Genomic DNA, 23,176 nt, shown 5'->3' on the forward strand with positions numbered 1-23,176 from the left:
GGCCGTGTGGGTGGGTCGATGGGGCGTCCGGTCGAGAGGTCGGGTGGGCGACGGGTCGGTTTGTCGGGTGGCTCGGGTCGGGTCGGGTGGGTCGGGGTCGAGGTCGGGGTCGGGTTGCCGGGTCGGCCGGTCGGGCCGGTCGGGGTGATCGCGGGCTGTGGGCGCCCGGGGTGCCGGGGGCTCGGGGTGCGCATGTCCTTGTCATCTGTATTGCTTGACTGCATCATGCATTTGTTTGATCGAGTCGAACGAAACGAGGCACGGCCATGGGCACCGGTGAACTGCTGGACGACAACGACGCGGTGGGGCTGGCCGAGCTCGTACGACAGGGCACGGTCAAGCCGATCGAGATCCTGGACGCGGTGATCACCCGGATCGAGGAACGCGACCCGACGCTGCGCGCGTTCGTGTCCACGCGGTTCGAGGCGGCTCGGGCCGAGGCCGAGGGCACGTTGCCGGACGGGCCGCTGCGGGGCGTGCCGTTCGCGGTGAAGGACCTCGGCTGCGATGTCGCCGGCATGGTGAGCACGCACGGCTCACGGCTGTTCGCCGATGCGGTCGCCGAGCGGGACGGGGCGCTGGCCGCCCGCTATCGCCGTGCCGGGCTGGTGATCGTCGGCAAGACCAACACCCCCGAATTCGGCAAGAACGCCAGTACCGAACCGCTCCTGCACGGCCCGTCGCACAACCCGTGGCGGACCACCCACTCGACGGGCGGTTCCTCCGGCGGGTCGGCCGCCGCGGTGGCGGGCGGGATGTTGCCCGCCGCGCACGCCAACGACGGCGGCGGCTCGATTCGCATCCCGGCGGCCTGCTGCGGACTGTTCGGGCTCAAGCCCTCGCGTGGGCGCGTTCCGGACGACCACGGCGTGTCCGGGCTGGCCTACCCGCTGGCGATCGCGCACGCGGTCACCCGTACGGTCCGCGACTCCGCCGCGCTGCTCGACGTCGTCGCCGGTCCGCTGCCCGGCGAGCCGTATGCCACGTTGCCGATGCCGGCCGCCGGATCCTTCCTGGCCGCGCTGGACACCGCGCCGGGGCGGCTGCGGATCGGCTTCGCGACCGCGAACGTGGACGGAACGGCCGCCCACCCGGCGGCCGTTGCGGCGGTGGAGCGTACGGCGGCGCTGCTCGCCGAGCTCGGCCATCGGGTCGAGGAGGGTGCGCCGGTGTGGGACGGTCCGGCGACCGGTCGGGCGCTCGGTCAGGTGATGGCGGCGGCCACACACGCCCAGATCGAGGACCGACTCGCCGAACTCGGCCGTGAGTTGCGGGAGGACGACCTCGAACCGTTCACCCGGGTCATCCACGAGCACACGGCCGGAATGCGCGGTCAGGATCTGGTCCGAGCGTTGCAGACGGTGGTTCGGATCGGCCGCGAGGTGGCGCCCTTCTTCGACGCGCACGACGTCTGGCTGAGCCCGACGTTGGGTGTTCCGGTGCCCGAACTCGGGGTCTTGGACACGAGCAACCCGGCGAGCATGTACGCGCACGCCGCGAAGATGACGTGGTTCACGTCCGTGTTCAACGTCTCGGGGTTGCCCGCGGCGAGCGTGCCGGCGGGCTTCGACGAGGCGGGCCTGCCGGTGGCGATCCAGCTCACCGGTCGGCTGGGTGCCGAGGCTGAACTGCTGCGGCTGGCGGCTCAGTTGGAGGAGGCGGCGCCGTGGCCGGGGCAGGCACCGTGGCCGACCGGGGTGGCCGGCGGCTGAGTGCGGCGGCCGATGGCGGGCGACGGGCCTTCGCGGGCCCGCCGACCCGCGCCTTCGGCCGTCGGGCCCGGATGCGTCGGCCGGATCGGCCGGTGGATCTCCCGGTCGGGCTCGGGGCGGACCGGGTGCCCTCGGCGGACTCGGCCGACTCGGCGGACTCAGCGCAGGATGCCGAGGCCGCCGTAACCCCACACGTTCTCCACGGAGTCCAGGGGGTCCTCGGGCTCGCCGTCGGGGTTCCAGTGCGGGCGGATGCCGGGCGGTTCGACCAGTTCGAAGCCGTCGAAGAAGGCCAGCACGCGGTCGTAGTCGCGCATGGTCATCTCGGCGGAGGCGTTCTTCCAACCGGCGGCTCCCGCGCGGCCGCGGGCGGGGTCGGCGTCCGAGGAGGCGTGCGAGAGGATGAGCATGCTGCCCGGGGCGAGGGCGTCGCGCAGTGTCGCGACGATCCCGGTCGGGTTCTCGTCATCCTTGATGAAGTGCAGGATGGCGACCAGCATCACCGCGACCGGCTCGGCGAAATCGATCACCTCCAGCACTTCGGGCGCGGTCAGGATGGCCTTCGGGTCGCGCAGGTCGGCCTGGGTGAAGGTGGTTCGTCCCGGGCCGGCATCGCTCATCAGGGCCCGACCGTGGACGAGCACGATCGGGTCGTTGTCCACGTAGGCCACCCGCGCGTCCGGCGCGACCTGGTGGGCCGCCTCGTGGGTGTTCCCGCCGGTGGGGATGCCGGTCCCGATGTCCAGGAACTGGCGGATGCCGCGCCGCGCGGCGTATCGCACGGCGCGCTGGAGGAAGAGTCGGTTGAGCCGGAGCGTGGTGGGCAGATCGGGCATCGCGGCCAGGATGTGCTCGGCCGCCGCGCGGTCCACGGCGAAGTTGCTCTTGCCGCCCAGCAGATAGTCGTAGATCCGCGCGGTGTGCGCGATGCTCGTGTCGATCCGGGGCGGCACGGACGCCGCCTCCACCTCGTCCAGACGCGGCAGCCGCCAGGCGTCCTCATCGCTGTTCGATATCGACGTCACGGGGTCACCCTTCGGACCGGCACTTCCACGGATCCGCCGAGACTACTGCGACCGGCGGCGGTTCGGGCCGGCACGCGACGAATAGGCCGGTCGACGCCGCTGCTTGCCGCTCGCCGGGTACGCCCGTCGGCCGGACCGCCAAGCCGGGGCCGATGGGCGGAGCGGAACTTCCGGGGTGACGACGGGAGTCGGGCCGAGGACAGGACGTCTACCCTGCGGCTCGGTTGCGGACCTCGATGCGACCACCACCGGTCGGGGGCGTGCGCGCGGGGGTTGTTCGGCGGGGTCAGGGCGATCCGCCGGCACGTGGCTGCGGCAGGTCTGGTGGTGGGGTGCGTACGTCGGCCGACGGCCCGAGGAGCGGCGCGAGTGCCGTGCGGAGGTCTTCGAGGCGGCGGTAGTGCACGGCGGTCATCCCGACCGCACGGGCCGCCATGACGTTGGCCTCCGTGTCGTCGACGAACAGGCAGCGATGTGGGGCGGATCCGACGATCTCGGCGGCGATGCGACAGACCCGGGGATCCGGTTTCGCGACGCCGATCCGTGCGGTGTTCACGACCGAGCCGGCGAGATCGGACAGGCCCTGTCGGGCGAGGTCCCACTCCAGCCGGGTGGTCGCGTTGGAGACCAGGGCCACGGCGGCGACCTCGCGGACCCGAGTGAGCAGGGCGACGACGTCTCGGTCGACGGTCGGCAGCAGATCGGACCAGGCGGCCACGGCGGCACTTGCGCGCTCGATCGACCCGCAGTCGGCGGCGAGGTCGGCGGTGACGGCGGCCCGCCATTGCTCGTCCGTGATCTGCCCGGTGATCGCCGGGAGCAGGCGGGCCGAGGCGAAGGCCGCGGCGGCGAGGGCACCCTCGGGGAGTCCGTGGGTGTGTTCCAGGGAGTGTGCGGGCCAGTGGCGAAGGACGCCGTCGAGATCGCAGAGTACGGCGTCGTAGCGGAGCGGGGGTGGCATCAGGGGCTCCTCGGTGTGGTGGTGGATCACGTGGCCCGGCCGGGTCGGGGCGTTCGGGGGCGGTACGGAGTCTCACGGTAGGGTGAAGGCCCCATGCGTACCGTCGATCCCGTCAAGCAAGCTGCCAAGCGGCGCCGGATTCTCGAGGCCGCCGCTTCCTGTTTCGCGGAGATGCGCTTCCAAGGCACCCGTACCGCGGACATCTGTAAGCGCGCGGGGATGAGTCCGGGGAATCTCTTCCACTACTTCCCGAGCAAGCACGCGATCATCGTGGCGCTGATCGAGAGTGAGGGCGTGCAGACCGCGGCCTACCTGGAGCGGCTGGTCGCCGAGGAGGACGCGATCGGAGCGCTGTTCACGCTGATCGACGCGGTCGTCGAGCCGGCCGCCGACCCCGAGTACGCGGGTCTCGCGCTGGATACCGCGGCGGCGGCTCAGCGGGACGAAGGCATCGCCGCGGTCGTGGCGCGCAACGACCGTCGACTCCGGGCGGGCATCGCCGACTTGCTGCGCCGTGCCGCCGCGGCCGGGCGGATCGACGCCGGGCCGGCCGCCGACGGCGCGGCGACCCGGATCGCGGCCCGGATCGACGGGATCTTCGCGCGGCCGGCGACCGATCCGAACTTCGCGCCGCGGGAGCAGGCGCCGATGCTCCGGCTGCTGCTCACCCGGTTCCCGCGCGTCGAACAGCCCTGACCGCCACGCGGCGGCTTCGCGAGCGGGTCCGGCCGTGCGGCGGTTCCGACTGTGCGGCGGTTCCGATCGTTGGCCGGCCCTGATCCGGGGCGCGCGAGCCCTCGCGGGGTCGGCTGCGCATGGCCCGGGCCGGTGGTGTCGCCCATCGGTCACGCCGCCGGGGCCACGCAGGACCGGGCCCGCGCCGCGGTTCCGTCACCGCGCCGCCTTTTCCCGCTCGGGCGGGGTCAGCGTCGTGGGCGGCCGAAGAGGACGTCGTAGCCCGGCGGCAGTTGTAGGAGCAGGCGGTTCATCAGGTCGTCGTCGGTGGCGTCGGCGACGACGCTGAGTACCGCTCCGACGTCCCACTTGGCGGTCTCGTCGGTGGCGCCCTCGATCCACGCGCCGGTGGCCCGGACGAACCGGTCCGCGCTGAGCGGTTCGTGCGCGGGGAGCGGATTGAGCAGCACCAGGGCGCACGCCTCGGGGAGCCGGGCGGCCAGTTCGGCGCCTTCGCCGCCGACCAGGTGTGCACCGAGGAGGGCGAGTACGACGCGGACGGCGCGTTCCGCCTCCTCGGGTGAGGAGTATTCGCCCCGCTCCTGGACTGCCGCGAGGAAGGATTCCCATCGCATCGGCATCTGTATCGGCCCTTCTTCCGTCTTCCGTCGGAGGCGATCGGGGCGGGGCTCGGGCGGGGCCGCCTCGATCGGAGGGCGGGCGGCGGGCCGATTCGACCATCGGGACGGCAGCCGCGGGACGCCGGTTCGGCGAGCCGCGCCGACCTCTGCACCGGCGAGGGCCCGTCGCGGCACGATGCCGCGCGCTTTCGACCACGCGCGCCATTTTCCGGGGCCACGGAGCGGGCCTGTGCGCATGAGGTGCTCCCCACCTTATAACTCTCCAGAGGAGACTTGACAAGCCGAGGCTCAGGGCGAGCGGGCTCGTCCGGGCGACATCCGCGCCGACGGCATCGCTGGATCGGGTCGCCGCGGCCCGGACGGGCTCGGGGCCGTCGCCTTCCCGGGGCGGCTCGGAACGCACGAGGGGGTGCGGCGGTGGTGGGCCGGCCGGGACGTGCGACCTTGCCGGCCGCCGGCTGCCCGAGCGGCACGGGCCCGCCGGCGCCGCTCATCCCGAGGGTCGCGGTCCAGGCGGTGGCAGCGGCGTCAGGAGCACGGGCGTCATGACCACGTGGGTTCGAGTCGTCGCCCTGTGTGCCGGCGCCGACTGCCGTGCAAGCCGAGCGGGAGGCGGCCCCGCAGCCGGGCGCCGGGCGCCCGAGCGGTAGACGGCCTCGCAACCGGGCGCCGGGCGCCGGGCGCCCGAGCGGTAGGCGCCGGTCGTCGTGATCGCCTCGCGTACTTCCACTGCGACCGGTGGATGACGCCGGCACGGAATGCGCGCTCGCTCCGTCGGGTTCGCCGCCGTTGCCGCCGCCGCTGCCGTCGTTGCGGTCTCCCCAACCGAGTCGATCGTGGGCGCCCGCACCTGTAGTCGGGGGCTTCGTCCGGAGGCCGCCGGCTCTTCCCGTGAAGCTTGCCCGCCGGAGCGCGTGCGTTCACGCTCCGGCCATCGGGTGCCGGCCTACTGAGCCGAGTTGTACAGACAACTCGACTTCCGCCTGGAGCATTTCCGTGCCCGCCTCCCGTGGCCGCAGTACCCCGATCGCCGTCGGCCCCGCCCCGGTCACGATCCCGGGCCCCGAGTTCGCCACTGTCCGCTGCGATGCCGTCATGTGCACCTTCACCCCTGCTCCGGAAAGGAATTGACGATATGTCAGGGAGTTTGCTCACTCTTCTGCGTCCCACCGTGCCGAAGGAGGGTGATCAGCTGACCTTTCGGTTCGCCACCGACGCACCGCACGCGAAGAACTGGGTGGGGGTGTACGACGGGGCTCGACAGCCGGGCAACGGGGGGTCGTTGGCCTGGAAGTACGTCACCACCGCCGAGGGCGAGGTGACCATCGAGACGCAGGGACTCACGGACGGCCCCTACACCGCCTACCTGCTGGCCAAGGACGGCTACGGAATCCTCGCGCAGACCGCGCCGTTCGGCTTCGCGGCGCGGCCGGTGCCGCCTCGGCCCCGGTTCGCGGTGGACACCGTCACCGGCGCGGCGGTCACCCCGGGGGAGAGCGCTACCGTGCGCCTGGCCGGGCTGTGGACCGCGTCGAACGGGCAACAGTCCGGCCGGGGCGTCACCTTCCGTGCCCGAGGCGGCGACGGTTGGCTCGGTGTCGGTGCCGACGGCGTCGTCACCGCCCAGGCCCCGCGTGGCGGTGCGCGCCGGCCGGGCGTGCTCACCGTCGAGGGCCGGGACGGCGCGACCGGCGCCACGTCGCAGCTCACCGTGCAGGTGCCGGTCCGGCGCAACGCGCGCAGCGCCACGCTCAAGGTCGCCGGCCTCGACGCCTGGGAGGCGGGCAGGCACGTGGACGGCGCGGTGACCAAGGTGTCGCGGCTCGCGCTGACCCAGGATCTGGACGTACTGGCGTTGCAGGACACCGGCGGCACCCTGGGCAAGTCGGTGGCCGAGGCGCTGGGTTGGGCGGTGTACGAGGACCCGGCCGGACTCGCACTGATCAGTCGGCACCCGCTCACCGACCCGCGCCCCGCGAACGCCGAGCTGCCGGCAGTCGCGGCCACCGTGCGGGCGCCCGGGGTACGGGCCGTCCGGGTGTGGATCGCCCGCCTGGACGAGGGGGACTACGGGCCGATCGGGATTCGCCGGGGCCGTACGCCCGCGCAGGCCGAGGCGGCCGAACTGACGAGCCTGCGCTACCGCCAGGCCCAGACCCTGGTCACGGCGATGGCGCCCGACCTGCACGCGGCCCGGGACACCCCGGTGCTGCTCGCCGGCGCCCTCGCCTCGCCCTCGCACCTGGACTGGACCGCCCGCACCGCCGGTGTCCACGGGACGTCCGGGCCGGTGCGCTGGCCGGTCACCCGATTGCTCGAACAGGCCCGACTGGTCGACGTGTTCCGCGACCGCCACCACGATCCGGCCCGCGAACCCGGCAACACCTGGTCGCCGGTGGACCCGTCCCAGCCGCAGGACCGGATCGACGCGCTGCACACCGCCGGACCGCTGTCCGCCGAGGAGGCGCACAACCTGGTCACCGGCTGGCCCAAGCCGATCCCGGGCACCGCCGGCAACGGCTGGCCCAGCGACCACGCCGCCGCCGTCGCCACCTTCACGCTGCGCGCCTGACTCCGCGTCACCTCCCCTCACCGAAAGGTCGGTTCGTCATGACCGAGTTCAGCCGCCGCTCCTTCGTGGGCGCCTCCGCCGCCGTCGGCGCGGCCGGCGCGGTGGGCCTCACCGCGAGCCCCGCGCTCGCGGACCAGGCGCCGGACCCCGCCGCGGACGCCGCACGCCGGCCGACGCCCGGCAGTATCAAGGACGTTCGGCACGTGGTGATCCTGATGCAGGAGAACCGCAGCTTCGACCACTACTTCGGCACCCTCGCGGGCGTGCGCGGCTTCGCCGACCGCCAGGGCCTGGTGCTGCCGGGCGGCGACGACGTGTTCCGCCAGCCGCACCCCGGCCGCACCGACGGCGGCTACCTGCTGCCGTACCGGATGGACTCCACCAAGTACAACGCGCAGAACGCCGGCGGCCTCCCGCACGACTGGAGCACCGGTCACACCGCGGTCAACAACGGCGCACAGAACCGCTGGGTCGCGGCCAAGGGCGAACGCTCGATGGGCTACTTCACCCGCGAGGACATCCCGTACCAGTACGCCCTCGCCGACGCGTTCACCGTGTGCGACGCCTACTTCACCTCACTCAACGGCCCCACCGACCCGAACCGGCTCTACCTGTGGTCGGGCACCGCCGGGCCCGGCCGGGACGGCACCACCGGTCCGTGGATCGACAACACCCCCGTCACCGACAACCCGGTCGCCGACTGGACCACCTACGCCGAGCGGCTGTCCGCCGCCGGGGTGAGCTGGCGCGTGTACCACAACCCGAGCAAGGACGAACGCTACGGCGACTACGACGACAACGGCCTGTCCTACTTCAAGCAGTTCCACAACTTCCCCAAGGACGACCCGCGTTACGTCAACGCGATGACCAAGTGGGACCTGACCGCCTTCGACGCGCACTGCAAGGACGGCACGCTGCCCACCGTCTCCTGGCTCGTCGCACCCTATCTGTTCAGCGAACACCCGGACGCCGGACCCAACTACGGTGCGCACTGGGTGAACACCGCGATGCAATCGATGTTCGCAAACCCCGAGGTGTGGAAGCACACCGTGTTCCTGCTGATGTACGACGAGAACGACGGCTACTTCGACCACGTGGTGCCGCCGATGCCCGAGCCGGGCACGCCCGAGGAGTTCGTCGGCGGCCGGCCGATCGGTCTCGGCACGCGCGTACCGCTGTGGATCGCCTCGCCGTGGAGTCGTGGTGGGCACGTCAACTCCCAGGTGGCCGACCACACTTCGGTGCTGCGCTTTTTGGAGACGGTGACCGGGGTGAACGAACCCAACATCTCCGCGTGGCGCCGCGCGGTCTGCGGCGACCTCACCTCGTGCTTCGACTTCGCCCGTCCCGACTACACGATTCCGGCCCTGCCCGACACCAACGCGCTGATCGCCAAGGCGGATGCGGCCAAGGCGCTGCCCGGCGTCAAGCTGCCCGCGACCGGCGCCCAGCAGGTACCCACCCAGGAACCCGGCTACCGGCCGCACCGGCCGCTGCCCTACCGTCCCTGGGCGGATGTCACCGTCGACCGCAAGACCGGCCGGGTGCAGTGCACACTGACCAACGAGGGCACGGTGACCTACCACTTCACCGTGTTCCCCAACATCGTGCTCCCGTTCGCGGGCACCCCGTTCACCGTCGCGCCGGGAAGGAGCGCGACCTACGTCTGGGAGGCCGCCGGCACCGACGGCGCCTACGACTTCAGCGTGCACGGCGCGGACGGCTTCGTCCGGCGGTTCGCCGGGATCGTGGTCCGTGATCCGCAGCGCGACGTCGCGGTCCCCTCGGTCCGGGCCACGCTGAGCGGCCGCCGGCCCGACGCGGCCCGGGTGGAGCTTCGGCTGGCCAACGAGGGCGACACCGACGTGCGCTTCACCATCACGCCGAACGACTTCGGCGGAACCGCCCGCGAGCAGTGGGTCGGCGCCCGGGACCGGGACACCGTGACCTGGCCGACCGACCCGCACGGCCGGTACGACGTCACGGTCGCGGCGGCGGACGGGTTCACCCGCCGCTACGCCGGCACGGTCCACCCCTCGAACCGGGACTGATCGGCGCACGGCTCGCGGTGCCCGGCCCCGGATTCCGGGCGGCCGGGCACCGCGGGCCGCGCTCACTGCGGCCGGCGATGCGGTGCGGCTCCGTTGCTCACTCGGGCCGGCGGCGCCGGATCAGCACCAGGGCACTGTGTGCCTCGACCGACCGGACGCCGCCCGCCTTGACCTCCACCTCGTCGGCGCCGTCCGGGTCGGCGGTGTCCACGGCGACGTGCCAGATGTCGCCGTGGTCGTGCAGGACCGGGATGCGGACGTGCACGCCCTCGTAGTGGGCGTTGAGCACGAACAGGAACGAGTCGTCGACGATCGGGCCGCCTCGGGAGTCCCGTTCGGAGATGGCGTCCCCGTTGAGGAAGACCACGACGGAGCGGGCGTCGGGTCGATCCCAGTCCTTCGCGGTCATCTCCGCGCCGTCCGGGCGGAACCACAGCAGGTCGGCCGGGCCGTCCGTGCCGTCGCCGCGGAAGAAGCGCCGGCGGCGCAGCACGGGGTGTTCGGCGCGGAGCCGGACCAGGCCGCGGGTGAATTCCAGAAGATCCTGTCGGGCCGGGTCGGCGACGGCCCGGGCCCAGTCCATCCACGCGATCTCGTTGTCCTGGCAGTACACGTTGTTGTTGCCGTGTTGGGTGCGGCCGAGTTCGTCGCCGTGCGAGAGCATCGGCACGCCCTGCGCAACGAACAGGGTCGTGAGCAGGTTGCGCTGCCGACGCTCGCGCAGCGCGCGTACGCCCGGGTCGTCGGTCTCGCCCTCGGCGCCGGAGTTCCACGAGCGGTTGTCGTCGGCGCCGTCGCGGCCCTGCTCGCCGTTGGCCTCGTTGTGCTTGGTGTTGTAGGACACCAGGTCGCGCAGGGTGAAGCCGTCGTGCGCGGTGACGAAGTTGACGCCCGCCAGGGGCCTGCGGTGCTCGCTCGTGTACAGGTCGGCGGAACCGGTCAGGCGCACCGCGAACTCGGGCAGCACGCCGTCCGTACCGCGCCAGAAGTCGCGTACGCAGTCCCGGAACTTGCCGTTCCACTCACTCCACAGCGGCGGGAAGTTGCCCACCTGGTAGCCGCCCTCGCCCAGATCCCACGGCTCGGCGATCAGTTTGACCCGGCTGACCACCGGATCCTGCTGGACCAGGTCGAAGAACGCGGAGAGCCGGTCCACCTCGTGGAACTGCCGCGCCAGGGTGGCCGCCAGGTCGAAGCGGAAGCCGTCCACGTGCATCTCGGTGACCCAGTGGCGCAGCGAGTCCATGATCAGCTGGAGCACGTTGGGGTGCCGCATCAGCAGACTGTTCCCGGTGCCGGTGGTGTCGTAGTAGTGCGCCGGATCGTCGTCCACCAGGCGGTAGTACGAGGCGTTGTCGATGCCGCGGAAGGAGAGCGTGGGCCCCAACTCGTTGCCCTCGGCGGTGTGGTTGTAGACCACGTCGAGGATGACCTCGATCCCGGCCGCGTGCAGGGCCTTGACCATCGCCTTGAACTCGGTGACCTGTTCGCCGCGGCTCCCGGAGGACGAATAGGCGTTGTGCGGGGCGAGGAAGCCGATGGTGTTGTAGCCCCAGTAGTTCGACAACCCTCGGCCGATCAACAAACCGTCCTGGACGAACTGGTGCACCGGCATGAGCTCGATCGCGGTGACGCCGAGTGTGGTCAGGTGCTCGATCACGGCGGGATGGGCGAGGCCGGCGTAGGTGCCGCGCCGGTGCTCGGGAACGGCGGGATGGGTGCGGGTCATGCCCTTGACGTGCGCCTCGTAGATCACCGTCTCGTGGTACGGACGATTCGGGCTGCGGTCGTCGCCCCAGTCGAAGGTCGAGTCGGTCACCACCGACAACATGGTGTGGCCCAGGTTGTCCGAGGTGTTCCGCTGGTCCCGCGCCTCGGGACGGTAGTCGAGCAGCGACGGGTGGCCGTCGGTGTTGCCGTCGATCGCCTTGGCGTAGGGGTCGATCAGGATCTTCGCCGGATTGCAGCGGTGCCCCCGGGCGGGATCGTGCGGTCCGTGCACGCGGTACCCGTAGCGTGTGCCCGGCCCGACGCCGGGCAGGTAGCCGTGCCACACGAAGCCGTCCACCTCGGGCAGCGGCACCCGCTGCTCGGTGCCGTCGTCGCCGATCAGCGCGACCTCGACGCGTTCGGCGACCTCGGAGAACACCGCGAAGTTGGTGCCCGAGCCGTCGAACGTGGCGCCGAGAGGATGGGAGCTGCCATTCCATGCCTGCATGAAGCGACATTAACCGGTCATATCGGGCAAGAATCCGATCGTCGACCCGGCGCAGTGGCGTGTCTCGTCGCGAACCGGGCCGATGCGTGGCGCACCCGGCCGATACGCCACGCGCGAAGGGGCGGCCGGTGTGGACGGGGCCGCTCAGCGCCCGTTCGGGAAACCGCCGGACGGCTTGGAGGCGGGAGCCGCCTCGACCGGGTCGGCGGCGGGGAAGGGGCTTCCGGCCGGCCCCGCGGGCTGCCGCGCGGACTCGGGCGGCACGCTCCGGGGGCGTACCGTACGCCACCACGCGCCCGAGTCCCACTTCGGCCGGCCGCGGGTGAACGGCAGGCAACACAGCCCGATCACCACCGCGCTCAGGTGTCCGGTCGCGGTGAAGTCCCGATGCACGAACATCGGCAGGCCGACGTACAGGGCCAGGCCCGCCAGATAGGGCCACAACCACGGTCCGGCGATGCGGTGGCAGAGCACCCCCGCGACGGCCATGTATCCGTAGCTGGGGCCGACGTCCAGCTGAAAGCGCGCGCTCGGGGCCGCCGTCCCGGCGTGGACCTGCGCCAGGACGATCGCCTGGCTGACGCACGTGGCGCCCACGTGCCCGAGTGCGGCGACGGCCAGCCACCGCCGAGTCCCGATCCACCGCTCGGCGACCGCGCACAGCACGGTGAACATGACCGTGAACTTGAACAGGTGCAAACCCTGGTCCCACGCGGCGCTGGTCACCAGCACCCGCAGCGGCGCGGTGTCGAGGTTGTGCAGGTTCGTGCTCTGTCGGCGGAGGAAGGCGATGCGCTCGTCGGCGGTCAGCCGGATGTACTGGTCGGCTGTCGTCACATAGAGGATCAGCAGCCAGAGATAGGTACCGGGGGCCGAGACCACCCAGTCGCGGACTGCGCCGAGGGCTCGCCGGGTCGAATCCTGGCCGGGCACGGGCAATGGTCTTCCCATCGGGAGGCAGAGGTTCGCCCCGATACAACCACGAACAACCGGCCGGCCGAACTCGGGGCCCGCGCAGAAGCCCTGCCGGGGATTCGTCGGTTCGGCGGGGGTCTCGGCGGATTCACCGGCGCGTCGTCGGGGGCTTTGCTGCGGCAAAGTGCGCAAAATGGGCGGGATTGCGATGTGTCGGTGTGGTCGCGGGGCGTCGCGTGACGGTCCGTGAAGGTTACGGCCGGTCGGTCGGTGCGGAGGGAAGCGGCTTGTCCACCTATCTGTTCCGGCTGGGGAAGTGGGCGTTTCGGCATCGGCGGCTCGTGTTGGCCGGCTGGCTTGCCCTGGCCGTGGGCGCGGTGGTTCTTGCCACGGTGAGTGGCGGCAAGACCAACGACACCTTCACGATTCCCGGGACCGAGGCACAACGCACGACGGACCTGCTGCAGGACAAGCTGCCCGCGCTCGGTGGCGGCCAGACACAGGTGGTGTTCGCCGGGAAGGGCACGGCCAAGGTCACCGACCAGGGCCCTCGGGCCGGTATCGAGGCGGCGATCGCGCAGTTGCGGACCGTGCCGCAAGTGGCCTCCGTGTCCGACCCGTTCACCGATCAGGGCGTGGCGCCCGACGGGCAGGTCGCGCTCGGCTGGGTCCAGTACACCGCGCAGCCGGCCGACGTCGAGGACGCCACCCTGGACAAGCTCCAGGACGCGGTGGCGCCGGCCCGGCAGGCCGGAGTCCAAGTCGAGTACTCGGGCAGTGTGTACCCGGGCTGGCGGATCACCCCCTCCGAGCTGCCGGAGGTGCTCGGTCTGGTGATCGCGCTGATCATCCTGCTGATCACGTTCGGCGCGATCGTGGCCGCCAGCGTGCCGATCGTCACCGCGATCATCGGTGTCGTGATCGCCCTGATGGGCGTGACCGCGCTCGCGTCGGTGGTGAACATCGCGTCGGCGTCCACGACGGTGGCGCTCATGCTCGGGTTGTCCTGCGGCATCGACTACGGGCTCTTCATCCTGTTCAGGCACCGCAACAATCTGATCTCCGGCATGGCGGTGGAGGAGTCCGCGGCCCTGGCCCTGGGCACCGCCGGCAGTTCGGTGGTCTTCGCCGGGCTCACCGTGATCATCGCCCTGTGCGGGCTGGCCGTCGTGGGCATCCCGTTCCTGACCCTGATGGGCCTGTGCGCCGCCGCGGCGGTGGCGGTCGCGTTGTTGATCGCGCTCACCCTGCTGCCCGCGATCCTGGGCTTCGCCGGTCCCAAGGTCGCCTCGTTCATCGACACGCGGCTGCGCCCCGGCCATCACGAGGAGGTGGCCCGGATCACCGCGACCGAACCGGCCCGGACCTTCGGCGCGGCCTGGGCACGTTTCGTGGTGCGCCACCGGATTCCGGTGCTGGTCCTCGGCATCGGTCTGTTGCTCGTACTGGCGATCCCGGCCACGAGCATGGAGCTGGGCCTGCCCAGCGCCTCCTCCCAGCCCGAGTCCTCGACCCAGCGCAAGGCGTACGACCTGACCGCGGCGAGTTTCGGACCCGGGTTCAACGGACCCCTCCTGGTGGTCGCCGACGGACCGGTGAATCAGGCCGGCATGCAGAATCTGGTGACCGCGCTGAAGCAGCAGCCGGACGTGGCCACGGCGGGCCCGCTCGCCGTGAACGATCAGGTCGCCGTGGTCCGGGTGATTCCCACGACCGGGCCCGACTCCGGCACCACCGCCGACCTGGTGCACCACATCCGCGACAACCGTGCGGCGATCGAGGCGGGCGTCGGCGCACCGATCCTGGTCGGTGGCAGCACCGCGTCCAACATCGACGTGTCCGCCAAGCTCTCCGCCGCGCTTCCGGTGTTCCTGGCCGTGGTGATCGGGCTGGCGTTCGTGCTGCTCACCTTCGCGTTCCGGACCATCCTGGTGCCGATCAAGTCGATCATCGGCTTCCTGCTGTCGGTCGCGGCGGCGCTCGGCGCCCTGGTCGCGATGTTCCAATGGGGCTGGGGCGAGCACATCTTCGACATCACCCCGACCGAGACGATCAGCTTCCTGCCGATCCTGATGCTCGCGATCATCTTCGGACTGTCCAGCGACTACGAGGTGTTCGTCGTCTCCCGGATCAAGGAGGACTTCTCCACCACCGGCGATGCACGCGGTGCGGTCGCGCGCGGCACCGGGCTGTCCGCGCGCGTGGTGACGGCGGCGGCGCTGATCATGTTCGCGATCTTCGTGGCGTTCATGTTCACCGACGACCCGACCATCAAGACGATCGGCTTCGGCTTCGCGGTCGGTGTCTTCCTGGACGCCTTCGTGGTCCGGCTGACCCTGGTCCCGGCGACGATGGCGATCATCCGCGCCAAGCTCTGGTACCACCCCCAGTGGTTCGCCGAGTACGTCCCCGACCCGGACATCGAGGGCAAACACCTGGAGGAGCGCCTGACCGGCGGCAGATCCGGCGGCAGCGGCGGCACGGGAGCGCACTGACGCGCGGGGTGCCGGGTCTCGGTGTCGCCCGGCCTCGCGTCGCGCGGTCTTCGGCCGGCGGCACCCACCCCGCTCGGCCCGAGCGGCTCGGCCCCGCCGCGCTCAGTCCCGCGCCGCTCCGTCGCCCGCCGGCGGGGGCACGTCGCCGCCACGGATCGCGGCCAGGACGACCGGGTCGGAACACGCACGCGCGAAGCGGGCGATGCGGTGCTCGATCTCACGCCGGAGCACGAACGTCCCGATGCGCTCGGCGACCGGCGCCAACCAGCGCGGACGACAGCCGAAGTTGTAGCGCCACACCGCCCGGGTGCGACCCGGCTCGCCCGGGACCGGGGTGAACCGCCAACCGCCGCCCATCTTCGCGAAGAACCACGACCCCTCGACCATCCGCATGCCCACGTTGGTCGGCGGCTGGTACGAGACGTACTCGCTGATCATCCGAAAGCCGGCCCGATGGATCGTGAGCGTGCGCACACCCTTGCCCGGCTCGGTGGCACCGTCCAGGAAGCGCTGCCCGCGGATGAACGGATCCCACCGCCGGCGCACCGCGCCGGTCGTCTGCGACACCGCGAACGCCGTCGCCGGGTCGACGGGTACCTCGACCGACGCTTCCACCAGGGGCATGCCGGTCATCCTGTCAGGTCGTCCCGATCCGGGTCCGACCCGGTCCGGGACGGATCCGGGGGACCGCTCGCGGCGGTCGCCTCGCGTTCGGAGCGACCGTCCCGGGCGAAGCCGGAGGGGGTCGGCCGCCTCTTTTTGCCAAGCAGATGCAACTGATGTGCCCCATCCGGGCGTTGATGAAGGTGACGCACCGTTTCGGGTTCGTCGGACACCCACAGTCAGGAGAGGTCATGCCCGGTCCCTTGATTCTCGGCCGCAGGGCCCCCGTCCCCACCCGAGGTGCGCCCGCACTGCCCCGGCACCACTACGATCCCGACTTGTGCGTCAACGTCACCCCGGGCGGAACGCTGCTGATCCACGCGGTCGACTCCGGCACCTACACCGGAACGCAGGAACCCAGGGGATACAAGAAGGATGACTGATCACGACGCGAGCGTCGTGATCGTGGCCACCGAGGAGGACCTGACCGCCGACATGGTGGCGGCACACCTCCTCGGCGGCCCCGTGGCCCTGCTCCGGCTGGACCCGGGCCGCCTGCGCGAACGCCCGCTGGTCACGGGTCGCTTCGCCGGTGGGCGCTGGCACACCGTGCTGGCCTCGGGGCGGGCGACGGTGACCCTGGACGAGCGCTGTGCGGTCTACTGGCGCAAGCCCACCCGGCCGGACACCCTGGCCACCGCCGAGGAGCGCTGGCGTGCGGACGAGAACACCACCGCGCTGCTGGGCCTGTTGCGCGCCCACCCGCTGAAGGTGTGGATCGACGACCCCACCGTCGTGGCCGCCTCACTGCACAAGCCCACCCAACTGGCGACCGCCGCGCGCAACGGTTTCGCGGTGCCCGACACGCTGTTCACCAGCGATCCGCACGCCGCCCGGGCGTTCATCGCCGCACACCGGGACAAGGTCGTGGTCAAGGCGCTCACCCAGCGGCACACCACCTTCATCCCGACCACCCGCATCCACCTCACGGACGACCTGGCGGGCATCGCCGGCACTCTGCACTACCTGCAAGCCCTGGTCGAGGACCGACTGTTCGACGCCCGGGTGACCGTCGTGGACGATCGGGTGTTCGCCGCCGCGATCAGGACGGACGGCGCGCTCGACTGGCGGGCCGTTCCGCGGGAGGCGGCCGAGTACCGGGCGATCGAGCCGCCGGCGGAGATCGCGAGGGCGTGCGTGGAGCACGTGCGCGACCTGGGGTTGGTCTACGCCGCACTGGACTTCGTGGTCACCTCGGCCGGCTGGACCTACCTGGAGACCAACTGCGTGGGCGAGTTCGGCTGGATCGAGAGTGCGACCGGCCTGCCGATCTCGGCGCAACTCGCCCGAATTCTCTCCCGGGGACCGGCCCGGCGCAGGACGATCTTGACCTGCGCGTCCGGGAGAATGTGACGATGGATCCGCTGCTCGCCGCCGCGTTGGAGACTCTCGGCATCGCCGACCGGCCACGCCCGCTGACCTCGCATCACACACACGCCTGGCGGGCGGGCGGGTGGCGGATCAAGACCGCGGAGGGGCCGGCCGACGCCGTCTCGCTGCACCACGAGGCCCGTGCGTTGACGATACTGCGCGAACAGGGCCTGTATCCGGTCGGCGGCGCACACGGACACGTCGGCGACGGGGTGTGGACGGCGGTGGAGTGGCGTCAGGGGGTGACCCTGTGGCGCTGGTGCGAGTCGGCCCGCCGTACCGGTCCCGGCCCCGCGGACCGATTGCCCGCGCTGGCCCGGCGGGCGTTCGCGGCGCTGGCGCGGCTGCACGCGGTGGGCTGGCACCACGGGGACATCCAGCCGATGAACATCCTGGTCACCCCGGGCGACGGGATCGAGTTCATCGACCACGACCTGGCCCATCATCCGGATCTGCTTCCGCTGCCGCTTCCCTATCGGGGCGGGATGGACCTGACCACGGCCCCCGAGATCGCCCGGCAGCTCCTGGACACCGGGCCCGGGCACCACGTGTGCCTCACCGACGCCGCCGAGGTGTACAGCCTGGGCGCCTCGTTCCGGGCGGCGTGGACCGGCAGCGCGCCGGCGACGGACCGGGCGATCGGGGGGCGGATCGGCGCCGCCGACATCCTGGAGGACATCGCCACCGGCCGGCATCGCCCCCCGCTGGCCGCCGTGCGCCCGTGGTCGGACCCCGACCTGGAGGCACTGCTGGAGGCGACGATGTCCCTGGACCCGAGGGACCGGGCCGCGGTGAGCCCGGCGGCGCCGTATCGCTGCTGAACGGCACGGCGGGTGCCCGGCGTTCGCCGTCGGGAAACACGCGACGGGCGCCCGCCGCCGCGTCGCGGGACGCGAGGCCGGGCGCCCGTCGGCTGCCGGAGTGTGGACCGAGTGCCCGCCGCCGCGTCGCGGGACGCGAGGGTCGGGCGCCCGTCGGGGCATGTGGGGCGGATACCCCCCCCGCCCCGCCACGGGAGGTGAGGGCCGGGTTACCGTCGGGTGCCCGGAGCCGTGTCCGGAACGACCCGGTGCCCGCCCCGACGGGTCCGGTGGTGCCGTCACAGTCGCAGGTACGACAGGTCCACGGCCTCGGCCATCGCCCGTGCGCCCGCGTCGTTGAGGTGCAAGTGGTCGCCGCTGTCCAGGTCGGGCCGGATGCGGTCCGGCTCGTCGGGGTCCTGAACCGCCGCCGCGACGTCCACGACCGCGTCGAAGACCGCCGCGGTGCGGATCCAGTCGTTGACCCGACGGCGGATCACCCGTCCCTGCGCGCTGTCGATGCCGGGGTAGATGGTGCCGGCGTAGGGGCCCATGGTCATCCCGATGCCGGTCAGCCCCGCCGCCCTGGCCCGGGCGGCCAGCGTGGTGAATCCGGCGATCAGGTCCTCCGCCGTGGCCGGGGGTTCGCCGGACATGCCCGGCAGGCCCAGGTCGTTGAGGCCGAAGTGGAAGAGCACGTGGGTGGCCCCGGGCACGGTGAGCACGTCGCGGTCGAAGCGGGCGAGACCGCGCAGGCCGACCTCGTCGGTCAGCAACCGGTTGCCGCCGATGCCCTGGTTGACCACCCAACCCCGGTGCAGTCGCCGGTTCAACTGGTTGGGGAAGCGCAGGTTGGCACCGGTGGAGGTGCCCCCGCCCTCGAACCAGGAGTCGCCGAACGCCACGGCGATCGCGGTGCCTTCGGGAGCCAGTACGTCCACTCCGGCGACGAAGTAGCGGTTGTCCGCCTCCTCCGCGCCCACGAAGCTCGCCGAGACGGCGTTGCCCGGTAGCACGTAGGCGAGTTGCGACGGGGTGGCGGAGTAGGTGGCGAGGCCGGTGTCCCCGGGCAGGTACAGGGTCAGCGCCAGGTCGGTCCCGGCCTGCACGGCCAACTCCACCGGGTCGCTCCGGCGGTATCCGCCGACCGGGATGGTCACCTCGGCCGCGCCGCCGAAGCGCAGCACGGTGTCCGTCGCGGGGTCGATCGTGCCCTCGCCGGTGCCGACGGCCACCCGGGCGGCGCCGATGACGAGCGGTTCCTTGCCGTATTCGTTGCTGAGCAGCACCCGCAGCGTGGTACCGCCGCCGTCCAGGTGCAGGATCTGCCGCACCGTCTGGTCGCGGAAGCCCCGCGAGGGCTGGATCAGGATGCTCTCGTTCGGGTCGAGCACGGCGGAGCGGAAGCCCGCGACCCAGGTCGTCGTGGTCATGATCGGTGAACTCCTTCGATGGGTGGAGCGGCGGTTCGGGTGGAGCGGCGGTTCGGGTGGGGTGGTGGATCGGTGGGGCTCAGACCCGGACGGGCCGCGGATGGGGCGTACGGCGGCCCCGCAGGCTCACCGCGGCGAGCGCGGCGAGGGCGAACAGCGCCGCCGCGGCCCGGAAGGCGAACGTGTAGCCGTCGGTGGCCGCCTGTTCGGGGGAGGGGCCGGTGCCGGTGTGCGCGTCGGCGAGCGAGGCGAACAGGGCCATGCCGACGGTGGGGCCGAGCAGCATCGTGGTGTTGAACGCGCCGCCGGCGAGGGCGGCCTGAGCGGGCGGTACGCCGCGGGTGGCGGCGACCACCGCCGCCGCGGCGGTCAGGCCGATGCCGATCGGCAGGGTGAGCATGCCCGCGAGCGGTGCTCCCGAGTAGGCCGCGTCCGGGCCGATCCGGGAGAACAGCAGGAAGGCGCCGGCCATCGTGACCAGCCCCAGTGCGGCCGTCCACCGCACGCCCAACCGGGCCACGATCGGCACACTGCCGGCGCTGACCGCGATCAGCATCAGGGTGTACGGGACGAAGCCCATCGCCGAGCGCAGCGCGGACCACTCCAGCACCCGCTGGAAGTACAGCGACATCAAGAACGCGGCCGTCGACCCGGCGATCGGTGCGAGCATGCCGGTGGCGAGCGCTGCCACGCGTCGACGGGAGGCGAGGAACGGCAGCGGCACGAGCGGCGCCGCGACCCGGTTCTCGGCCACGCCGAAGGCCGCCAGCAGCAGCAGCCCCACGACCAGCGGCAGCAGTACCTCCGGGGCGAGCCAGCCGTGGGTGCCCACTGCCACCAGTCCCAGGCTGAGCACCGCGACGCCGCCGGTGACCAGAGCGGCGCCGAGTACGTCCACCCGGCCGGGGACCCGGGCCGGGCCGGACGGCAGATGGCGGCCGGCGAGCACGGCGACGGCCAGGCCGACCAGCGCGAGCACCGCGAACGACCAGCGCCAGGACGCCCAGGTCGCGGTCGCGCCGCCGAGTTGCATGCCCAGCGCCGCACCGACCCCGGAGAGCCCGCCCCACGCGGCCATCGCCCGCCGACGGGCGGCATCGGCCGGGAACACGTCACCGACCAGCGCCATCGCGGCCGGTGCGGCGAGTGCGGCGCCGGCGCCCTGGGCGAGTCGGGCCGCGATCAGCCATCCACCGCCCGGTACGAGGGCGCCGGCCAGGGACGCGGCGGCGAACACCGCGGTGCCGATCCGGAAGCCGGCCCGCCGTCCGCGCAGGTCGGCCACCCGGCCACCGAGCAGCAGGAGGCCGCTGAACGCCAGGGTGTACGCGGCGCCGGCCCAGATCAGGCCCGATGCGCCGAGGTCGAGGTCGGCGGCGATGTCGGGCCCCGCGGCCGAGGTGATGGTGACCGACGTGTTGAGGATCGCCTGCACCGCGGCGAGCAGCGCGAATGCCGGCCCCGGTCGCGCCGAGCGCACAGCCTGCTCGTGCGTCTTGTGCTCCATGTGCTGTATGTCCGCCATGCGTTCCAGGTGCTTCAAGCGCTTCATGTGCTGATCCCCTCCCGGAAAAGGCCCGCTTCGGAGACCAAACCATACAGTGCAGTTCAGTTGAACTCAACAGTGCAGTTCGGATGAACTCACCGGTTCGGTTCACCTTGGCTAGACTGCGCTCGACGAACGGAGACACGACTGTGTGGGCAGCGGAGCAGACCCCCAAGCGCATCCCTTCCGGTGACCGGGCGGCGCGCAAGCGCAAGGCGATCCTGGAGGCGGCCACGCAGGCCTTCCTGCGCGAGGGCTACCAGGTGGGCATGGACACCATCGCCGCCGAGGCGGGCGTCGCGAAGGTGACCGTCTACAACCACTTCGGCAGCAAGGAAGCCCTGTTCACGGCGATCGTCGGCGAGATCCTGGACCGGGCGCTCGCCGAGTCCACCCGCCTGATCGAGGAGCGGCTGGGCTCCTCGACGGACGTGCGGGCCGACCTGACGGCGATCTGCGAGGCGTGGGTGGCGGGGCATGCCACGCCGGAGGTGCTGACCCTGCACAACGTGGTGATGGGCTCGATGCCGCGGCTGCCGGACCTGGGGCGCACCTGGCGCGAGCTGGGACCGGACCGCTTCCACGTGGTGGTCCGCACGGCGCTCGCGGAACTCGTCGAGCGCGGCGAACTCGCGATCGACGACGTGCCGTTGGCTGCGATCCAACTCTCCGGCCTGGTCCTGATGCCGCACATCGCCTACGGCTCGTCGGGTGCGGTCCCCGACGCCGATCTGACCCGGCGGCTGATCACGGGCGGCGTGGACATGTTCCTGGCCCGCTACGGCCCGGCGGCCGCCGCTACCCCCACCCGGGTCGCGCCCGCACCGCCGGCGTCCTGACGCGGACCGGTACCGCGGCGGCCGGTCGGTCTCGGCGCCGCGGAATCGGCGCGTCGCGACTCGCCCGGATGGCCCGGGTGTGAGGCGCGTCACGTGGTGGACTGATAGGAAGGTTCAGGAGTCCGTTATGTCTGACTCATAACCTTTCGAGGAGGCGTCGTCATGCGCGCCACGTCCGAGAACACCGCCGAGAGTGCGACCGCCGCCACGCCGGCCGACTCACCGTCCCCGATCCATATTCTGTGGATCAATGCCGGTCTGAGCTGCGACGGCGACTCCGTCGCCCTGACCGCCGCGATGCAGCCGTCGATCGAGGAGATCGTCACCGGCGCGCTGCCCGGACTGCCCCCGATCGCCGTGCACTGGCCGCTGATCGATTTCGAGTGCGGCCCGGTCGGGGGCGCGGACACCTTCATCGAATGGTTCTTCAAGGCCGAACGCGGCGAACTCGACCCGTTCGTCCTGGTGATCGAGGGATCCATCCCGAACGAGTCGATCAAGCCCGAGGGTTACTGGTGCGGATTCGGCGACGACCCCACCACCGGCCAACCGATCACCACCAGCGAATGGCTGGACCGGCTCGCGCCCAAGGCCACCGGCGTGGTGGCGATCGGCACGTGCGCCACGTACGGCGGCATCCACGCGATGGCCGGCAACCCGACCGGCGCCATGGGCGTGCCCGACTACCTGGGCTGGGACTGGACCTCCAAGGCGGGCCTGCCGATCGTCTGCGTGCCCGGGTGCCCCATCCAGCCGGACAACTTCGCCGAGACGCTGACCTACCTGCTCTACCAGCTCGCCGGGTCCGCGCCGATGATCCCGTTGGACGACAAACTGCGCCCGACCTGGCTGTTCGGCGCCACCGTGCACGAGGGCTGCGACCGCGGCGGCTACTACGAACAGGGCCAGTTCGCCGACGAGTACGGCTCGCCGCTGTGCCTGGTGAAGCTGGGCTGCTGGGGTCCGGTGGTCAAGTGCAACGTGCCCAAGCGCGGTTGGATCAACGGCGTCGGCGGTTGTCCGAACGTCGGCGGGATCTGCATCGCCTGCACGATGCCCGGCTTCCCGGACAAGTTCATGCCGTTCATGGACGAACCGCCCGGCAGCAAGGTCTCCGCGACCGCCAGCGGCGCGTACGGCCTGCTGATCCGCAAACTGCGCTCGATCACCGCGCAGACCGTGGACAAGGAACCCAAGTGGCGCCACTCCGACCGCAAGCTGACCACCGGCTACCGCCCGCCCTGGTGAGCCGTGCGCAG

The 23,176-nt window shown here is 71.9% G+C and carries 18 protein-coding genes; 10 read left to right on the forward strand and 8 right to left on the reverse strand.

Annotated elements, in window-relative coordinates:
• Positions 1 to 266 precede the first annotated feature (266 nt).
• Entirely contained in the window at positions 267 to 1,712 is a 1,446-nt protein-coding gene (locus ACIBM5_RS43740) for an amidase (RefSeq protein WP_396012269.1), read from the forward strand.
• Between the two features lie 158 nt (positions 1,713 to 1,870).
• On the opposite strand, the gene ACIBM5_RS43745 is transcribed toward ACIBM5_RS43740, so the two are convergent.
• Positions 1,871 to 2,737 carry an SAM-dependent methyltransferase gene (locus tag ACIBM5_RS43745; protein ID WP_396012270.1) on the reverse strand — a complete coding sequence of 289 codons (867 nt, stop codon included), beginning with the start codon at positions 2,735 to 2,737 and terminating at the stop codon, positions 1,871 to 1,873.
• A 286-nt stretch (positions 2,738 to 3,023) separates the two neighbouring features.
• Positions 3,024 to 3,698 carry an HAD-IA family hydrolase gene (locus ACIBM5_RS43750; protein ID WP_396012271.1) on the reverse strand — a complete coding sequence of 225 codons (675 nt, stop codon included), beginning with the start codon at positions 3,696 to 3,698 and terminating at the stop codon, positions 3,024 to 3,026.
• Positions 3,699 to 3,791: 93 nt separating this feature from the next.
• On the opposite strand from ACIBM5_RS43750, the gene ACIBM5_RS43755 reads away from it, so the two are divergent.
• A complete protein-coding gene (locus ACIBM5_RS43755; protein WP_396012272.1) occupies positions 3,792 to 4,394 on the forward strand; it encodes a TetR/AcrR family transcriptional regulator in 603 nt (200 codons plus the stop codon).
• A gap of 227 nt (positions 4,395 to 4,621) precedes the next feature.
• Here the strand turns inward: ACIBM5_RS43755 and ACIBM5_RS43760 are convergent, their stop codons facing one another.
• Positions 4,622 to 5,014 (reverse strand): DUF2267 domain-containing protein, encoded by a 393-nt coding sequence (locus ACIBM5_RS43760; RefSeq protein ID WP_391584391.1) that lies wholly within the window; start codon positions 5,012 to 5,014, stop codon positions 4,622 to 4,624.
• A 1,135-nt stretch (positions 5,015 to 6,149) separates the two neighbouring features.
• Here ACIBM5_RS43760 and ACIBM5_RS43765 point away from each other — a divergent pair.
• Together ACIBM5_RS43765 and ACIBM5_RS43770 are read left to right on the forward strand one after the other, a co-directional pair.
• Positions 6,150 to 7,586, forward strand: coding sequence for a hypothetical protein (locus ACIBM5_RS43765; RefSeq protein ID WP_396012273.1), 1,437 nt, complete (start codon positions 6,150 to 6,152; stop codon positions 7,584 to 7,586).
• 38 nt (positions 7,587 to 7,624) lie between these two features.
• Positions 7,625 to 9,637: a phosphocholine-specific phospholipase C gene (locus ACIBM5_RS43770; RefSeq protein WP_396012274.1), complete on the forward strand. Its 2,013-nt coding sequence runs from the start codon at positions 7,625 to 7,627 to the stop codon at positions 9,635 to 9,637.
• Between the two features lie 97 nt (positions 9,638 to 9,734).
• On the opposite strand, the gene glgX is transcribed toward ACIBM5_RS43770, so the two are convergent.
• Positions 9,735 to 11,855: a glycogen debranching protein GlgX gene (glgX, locus tag ACIBM5_RS43775; protein ID WP_396012275.1), complete on the reverse strand. Its 2,121-nt coding sequence runs from the start codon at positions 11,853 to 11,855 to the stop codon at positions 9,735 to 9,737.
• Between the two features lie 144 nt (positions 11,856 to 11,999).
• Positions 12,000 to 12,806 (reverse strand): rhomboid-like protein, encoded by an 807-nt coding sequence (locus ACIBM5_RS43780; protein WP_396012276.1) that lies wholly within the window; start codon positions 12,804 to 12,806, stop codon positions 12,000 to 12,002.
• A 251-nt stretch (positions 12,807 to 13,057) separates the two neighbouring features.
• Here ACIBM5_RS43780 and ACIBM5_RS43785 point away from each other — a divergent pair, with 251 nt between their 5' ends.
• The gene (locus ACIBM5_RS43785; protein WP_396012277.1) at positions 13,058 to 15,265 is read left to right on the forward strand and encodes an MMPL family transporter; all 2,208 of its coding nucleotides are present in this window, start codon (positions 13,058 to 13,060) and stop codon (positions 15,263 to 15,265) included.
• Positions 15,266 to 15,367: 102 nt separating this feature from the next.
• Here ACIBM5_RS43785 and ACIBM5_RS43790 read toward each other — a convergent pair whose 3' ends face one another.
• The gene (locus tag ACIBM5_RS43790; RefSeq protein WP_396012279.1) at positions 15,368 to 15,889 is read right to left on the reverse strand and encodes a type II toxin-antitoxin system RatA family toxin; all 522 of its coding nucleotides are present in this window, start codon (positions 15,887 to 15,889) and stop codon (positions 15,368 to 15,370) included.
• A gap of 230 nt (positions 15,890 to 16,119) precedes the next feature.
• On the opposite strand from ACIBM5_RS43790, the gene ACIBM5_RS43795 reads away from it, so the two are divergent.
• From ACIBM5_RS43795 to ACIBM5_RS43805, 3 genes are read left to right on the forward strand one after another with little or no spacing between them, the layout of a single operon-like run.
• On the forward strand, positions 16,120 to 16,311 hold the full coding sequence (locus ACIBM5_RS43795; protein ID WP_355541728.1) for a hypothetical protein: 192 nt from the start codon (positions 16,120 to 16,122) through the stop codon (positions 16,309 to 16,311).
• On the forward strand, positions 16,304 to 17,281 hold the full coding sequence (locus ACIBM5_RS43800; protein ID WP_396012280.1) for a hypothetical protein: 978 nt from the start codon (positions 16,304 to 16,306) through the stop codon (positions 17,279 to 17,281). Before ACIBM5_RS43795 ends, ACIBM5_RS43800 begins: the two co-directional genes overlap by 8 nt.
• A gap of 2 nt (positions 17,282 to 17,283) precedes the next feature.
• Positions 17,284 to 18,120: a phosphotransferase gene (locus ACIBM5_RS43805; RefSeq protein WP_396012281.1), complete on the forward strand. Its 837-nt coding sequence runs from the start codon at positions 17,284 to 17,286 to the stop codon at positions 18,118 to 18,120.
• Positions 18,121 to 18,398: 278 nt separating this feature from the next.
• Here ACIBM5_RS43805 and ACIBM5_RS43810 read toward each other — a convergent pair whose 3' ends face one another.
• Positions 18,399 to 19,532, reverse strand: coding sequence for a GDSL-type esterase/lipase family protein (locus tag ACIBM5_RS43810; protein WP_396012282.1), 1,134 nt, complete (start codon positions 19,530 to 19,532; stop codon positions 18,399 to 18,401).
• A gap of 79 nt (positions 19,533 to 19,611) precedes the next feature.
• Positions 19,612 to 21,084, reverse strand: a complete 1,473-nt coding sequence (locus tag ACIBM5_RS43815) for an MFS transporter (protein WP_396012283.1) — start codon at positions 21,082 to 21,084, stop codon at positions 19,612 to 19,614.
• Between the two features lie 143 nt (positions 21,085 to 21,227).
• On the opposite strand from ACIBM5_RS43815, the gene ACIBM5_RS43820 reads away from it, so the two are divergent.
• Together ACIBM5_RS43820 and ACIBM5_RS43825 are read left to right on the forward strand one after the other, a co-directional pair.
• Positions 21,228 to 21,917, forward strand: a complete 690-nt coding sequence (locus tag ACIBM5_RS43820) for a TetR/AcrR family transcriptional regulator (protein ID WP_391584402.1) — start codon at positions 21,228 to 21,230, stop codon at positions 21,915 to 21,917.
• Between the two features lie 162 nt (positions 21,918 to 22,079).
• Positions 22,080 to 23,165: a hydrogenase expression protein HypE gene (locus tag ACIBM5_RS43825; protein WP_391584403.1), complete on the forward strand. Its 1,086-nt coding sequence runs from the start codon at positions 22,080 to 22,082 to the stop codon at positions 23,163 to 23,165.
• The last annotated feature ends 11 nt before the right edge of the window (positions 23,166 to 23,176 follow it).

The sequence above is a fragment of the Embleya sp. NPDC050493 genome (assembly GCF_044458105.1).
GTDB lineage: Bacteria > Actinomycetota > Actinomycetes > Streptomycetales > Streptomycetaceae > Embleya.

Bases quoted from the DNA above. Each gene is read 5' to 3' on its own strand.
- ACIBM5_RS43825 (WP_391584403.1), top strand. From the start codon at position 22,080: ATGCGCGCCACGTCCGAGAACACCGCCGAGAGTGCGACCGCCGCCACG.
- glgX (WP_396012275.1), bottom strand. From the start codon at position 11,855: ATGCAGGCATGGAATGGCAGCTCCCATCCTCTCGGCGCCACGTTCGAC.
- ACIBM5_RS43815 (WP_396012283.1), bottom strand. From the start codon at position 21,084: ATGAAGCGCTTGAAGCACCTGGAACGCATGGCGGACATACAGCACATG.
- ACIBM5_RS43760 (WP_391584391.1), bottom strand. From the start codon at position 5,014: ATGCCGATGCGATGGGAATCCTTCCTCGCGGCAGTCCAGGAGCGGGGC.
- ACIBM5_RS43795 (WP_355541728.1), top strand. From the start codon at position 16,120: ATGCCCGGTCCCTTGATTCTCGGCCGCAGGGCCCCCGTCCCCACCCGA.
- ACIBM5_RS43750 (WP_396012271.1), bottom strand. From the start codon at position 3,698: ATGCCACCCCCGCTCCGCTACGACGCCGTACTCTGCGATCTCGACGGC.
- ACIBM5_RS43765 (WP_396012273.1), top strand. From the start codon at position 6,150: ATGTCAGGGAGTTTGCTCACTCTTCTGCGTCCCACCGTGCCGAAGGAG.
- ACIBM5_RS43740 (WP_396012269.1), top strand. From the start codon at position 267: ATGGGCACCGGTGAACTGCTGGACGACAACGACGCGGTGGGGCTGGCC.
- ACIBM5_RS43800 (WP_396012280.1), top strand. From the start codon at position 16,304: ATGACTGATCACGACGCGAGCGTCGTGATCGTGGCCACCGAGGAGGAC.
- ACIBM5_RS43805 (WP_396012281.1), top strand. From the start codon at position 17,284: ATGGATCCGCTGCTCGCCGCCGCGTTGGAGACTCTCGGCATCGCCGAC.
- ACIBM5_RS43770 (WP_396012274.1), top strand. From the start codon at position 7,625: ATGACCGAGTTCAGCCGCCGCTCCTTCGTGGGCGCCTCCGCCGCCGTC.
- ACIBM5_RS43790 (WP_396012279.1), bottom strand. From the start codon at position 15,889: ATGCCCCTGGTGGAAGCGTCGGTCGAGGTACCCGTCGACCCGGCGACG.
- ACIBM5_RS43810 (WP_396012282.1), bottom strand. From the start codon at position 19,532: ATGACCACGACGACCTGGGTCGCGGGCTTCCGCTCCGCCGTGCTCGAC.
- ACIBM5_RS43780 (WP_396012276.1), bottom strand. From the start codon at position 12,806: ATGGGAAGACCATTGCCCGTGCCCGGCCAGGATTCGACCCGGCGAGCC.
- ACIBM5_RS43755 (WP_396012272.1), top strand. From the start codon at position 3,792: ATGCGTACCGTCGATCCCGTCAAGCAAGCTGCCAAGCGGCGCCGGATT.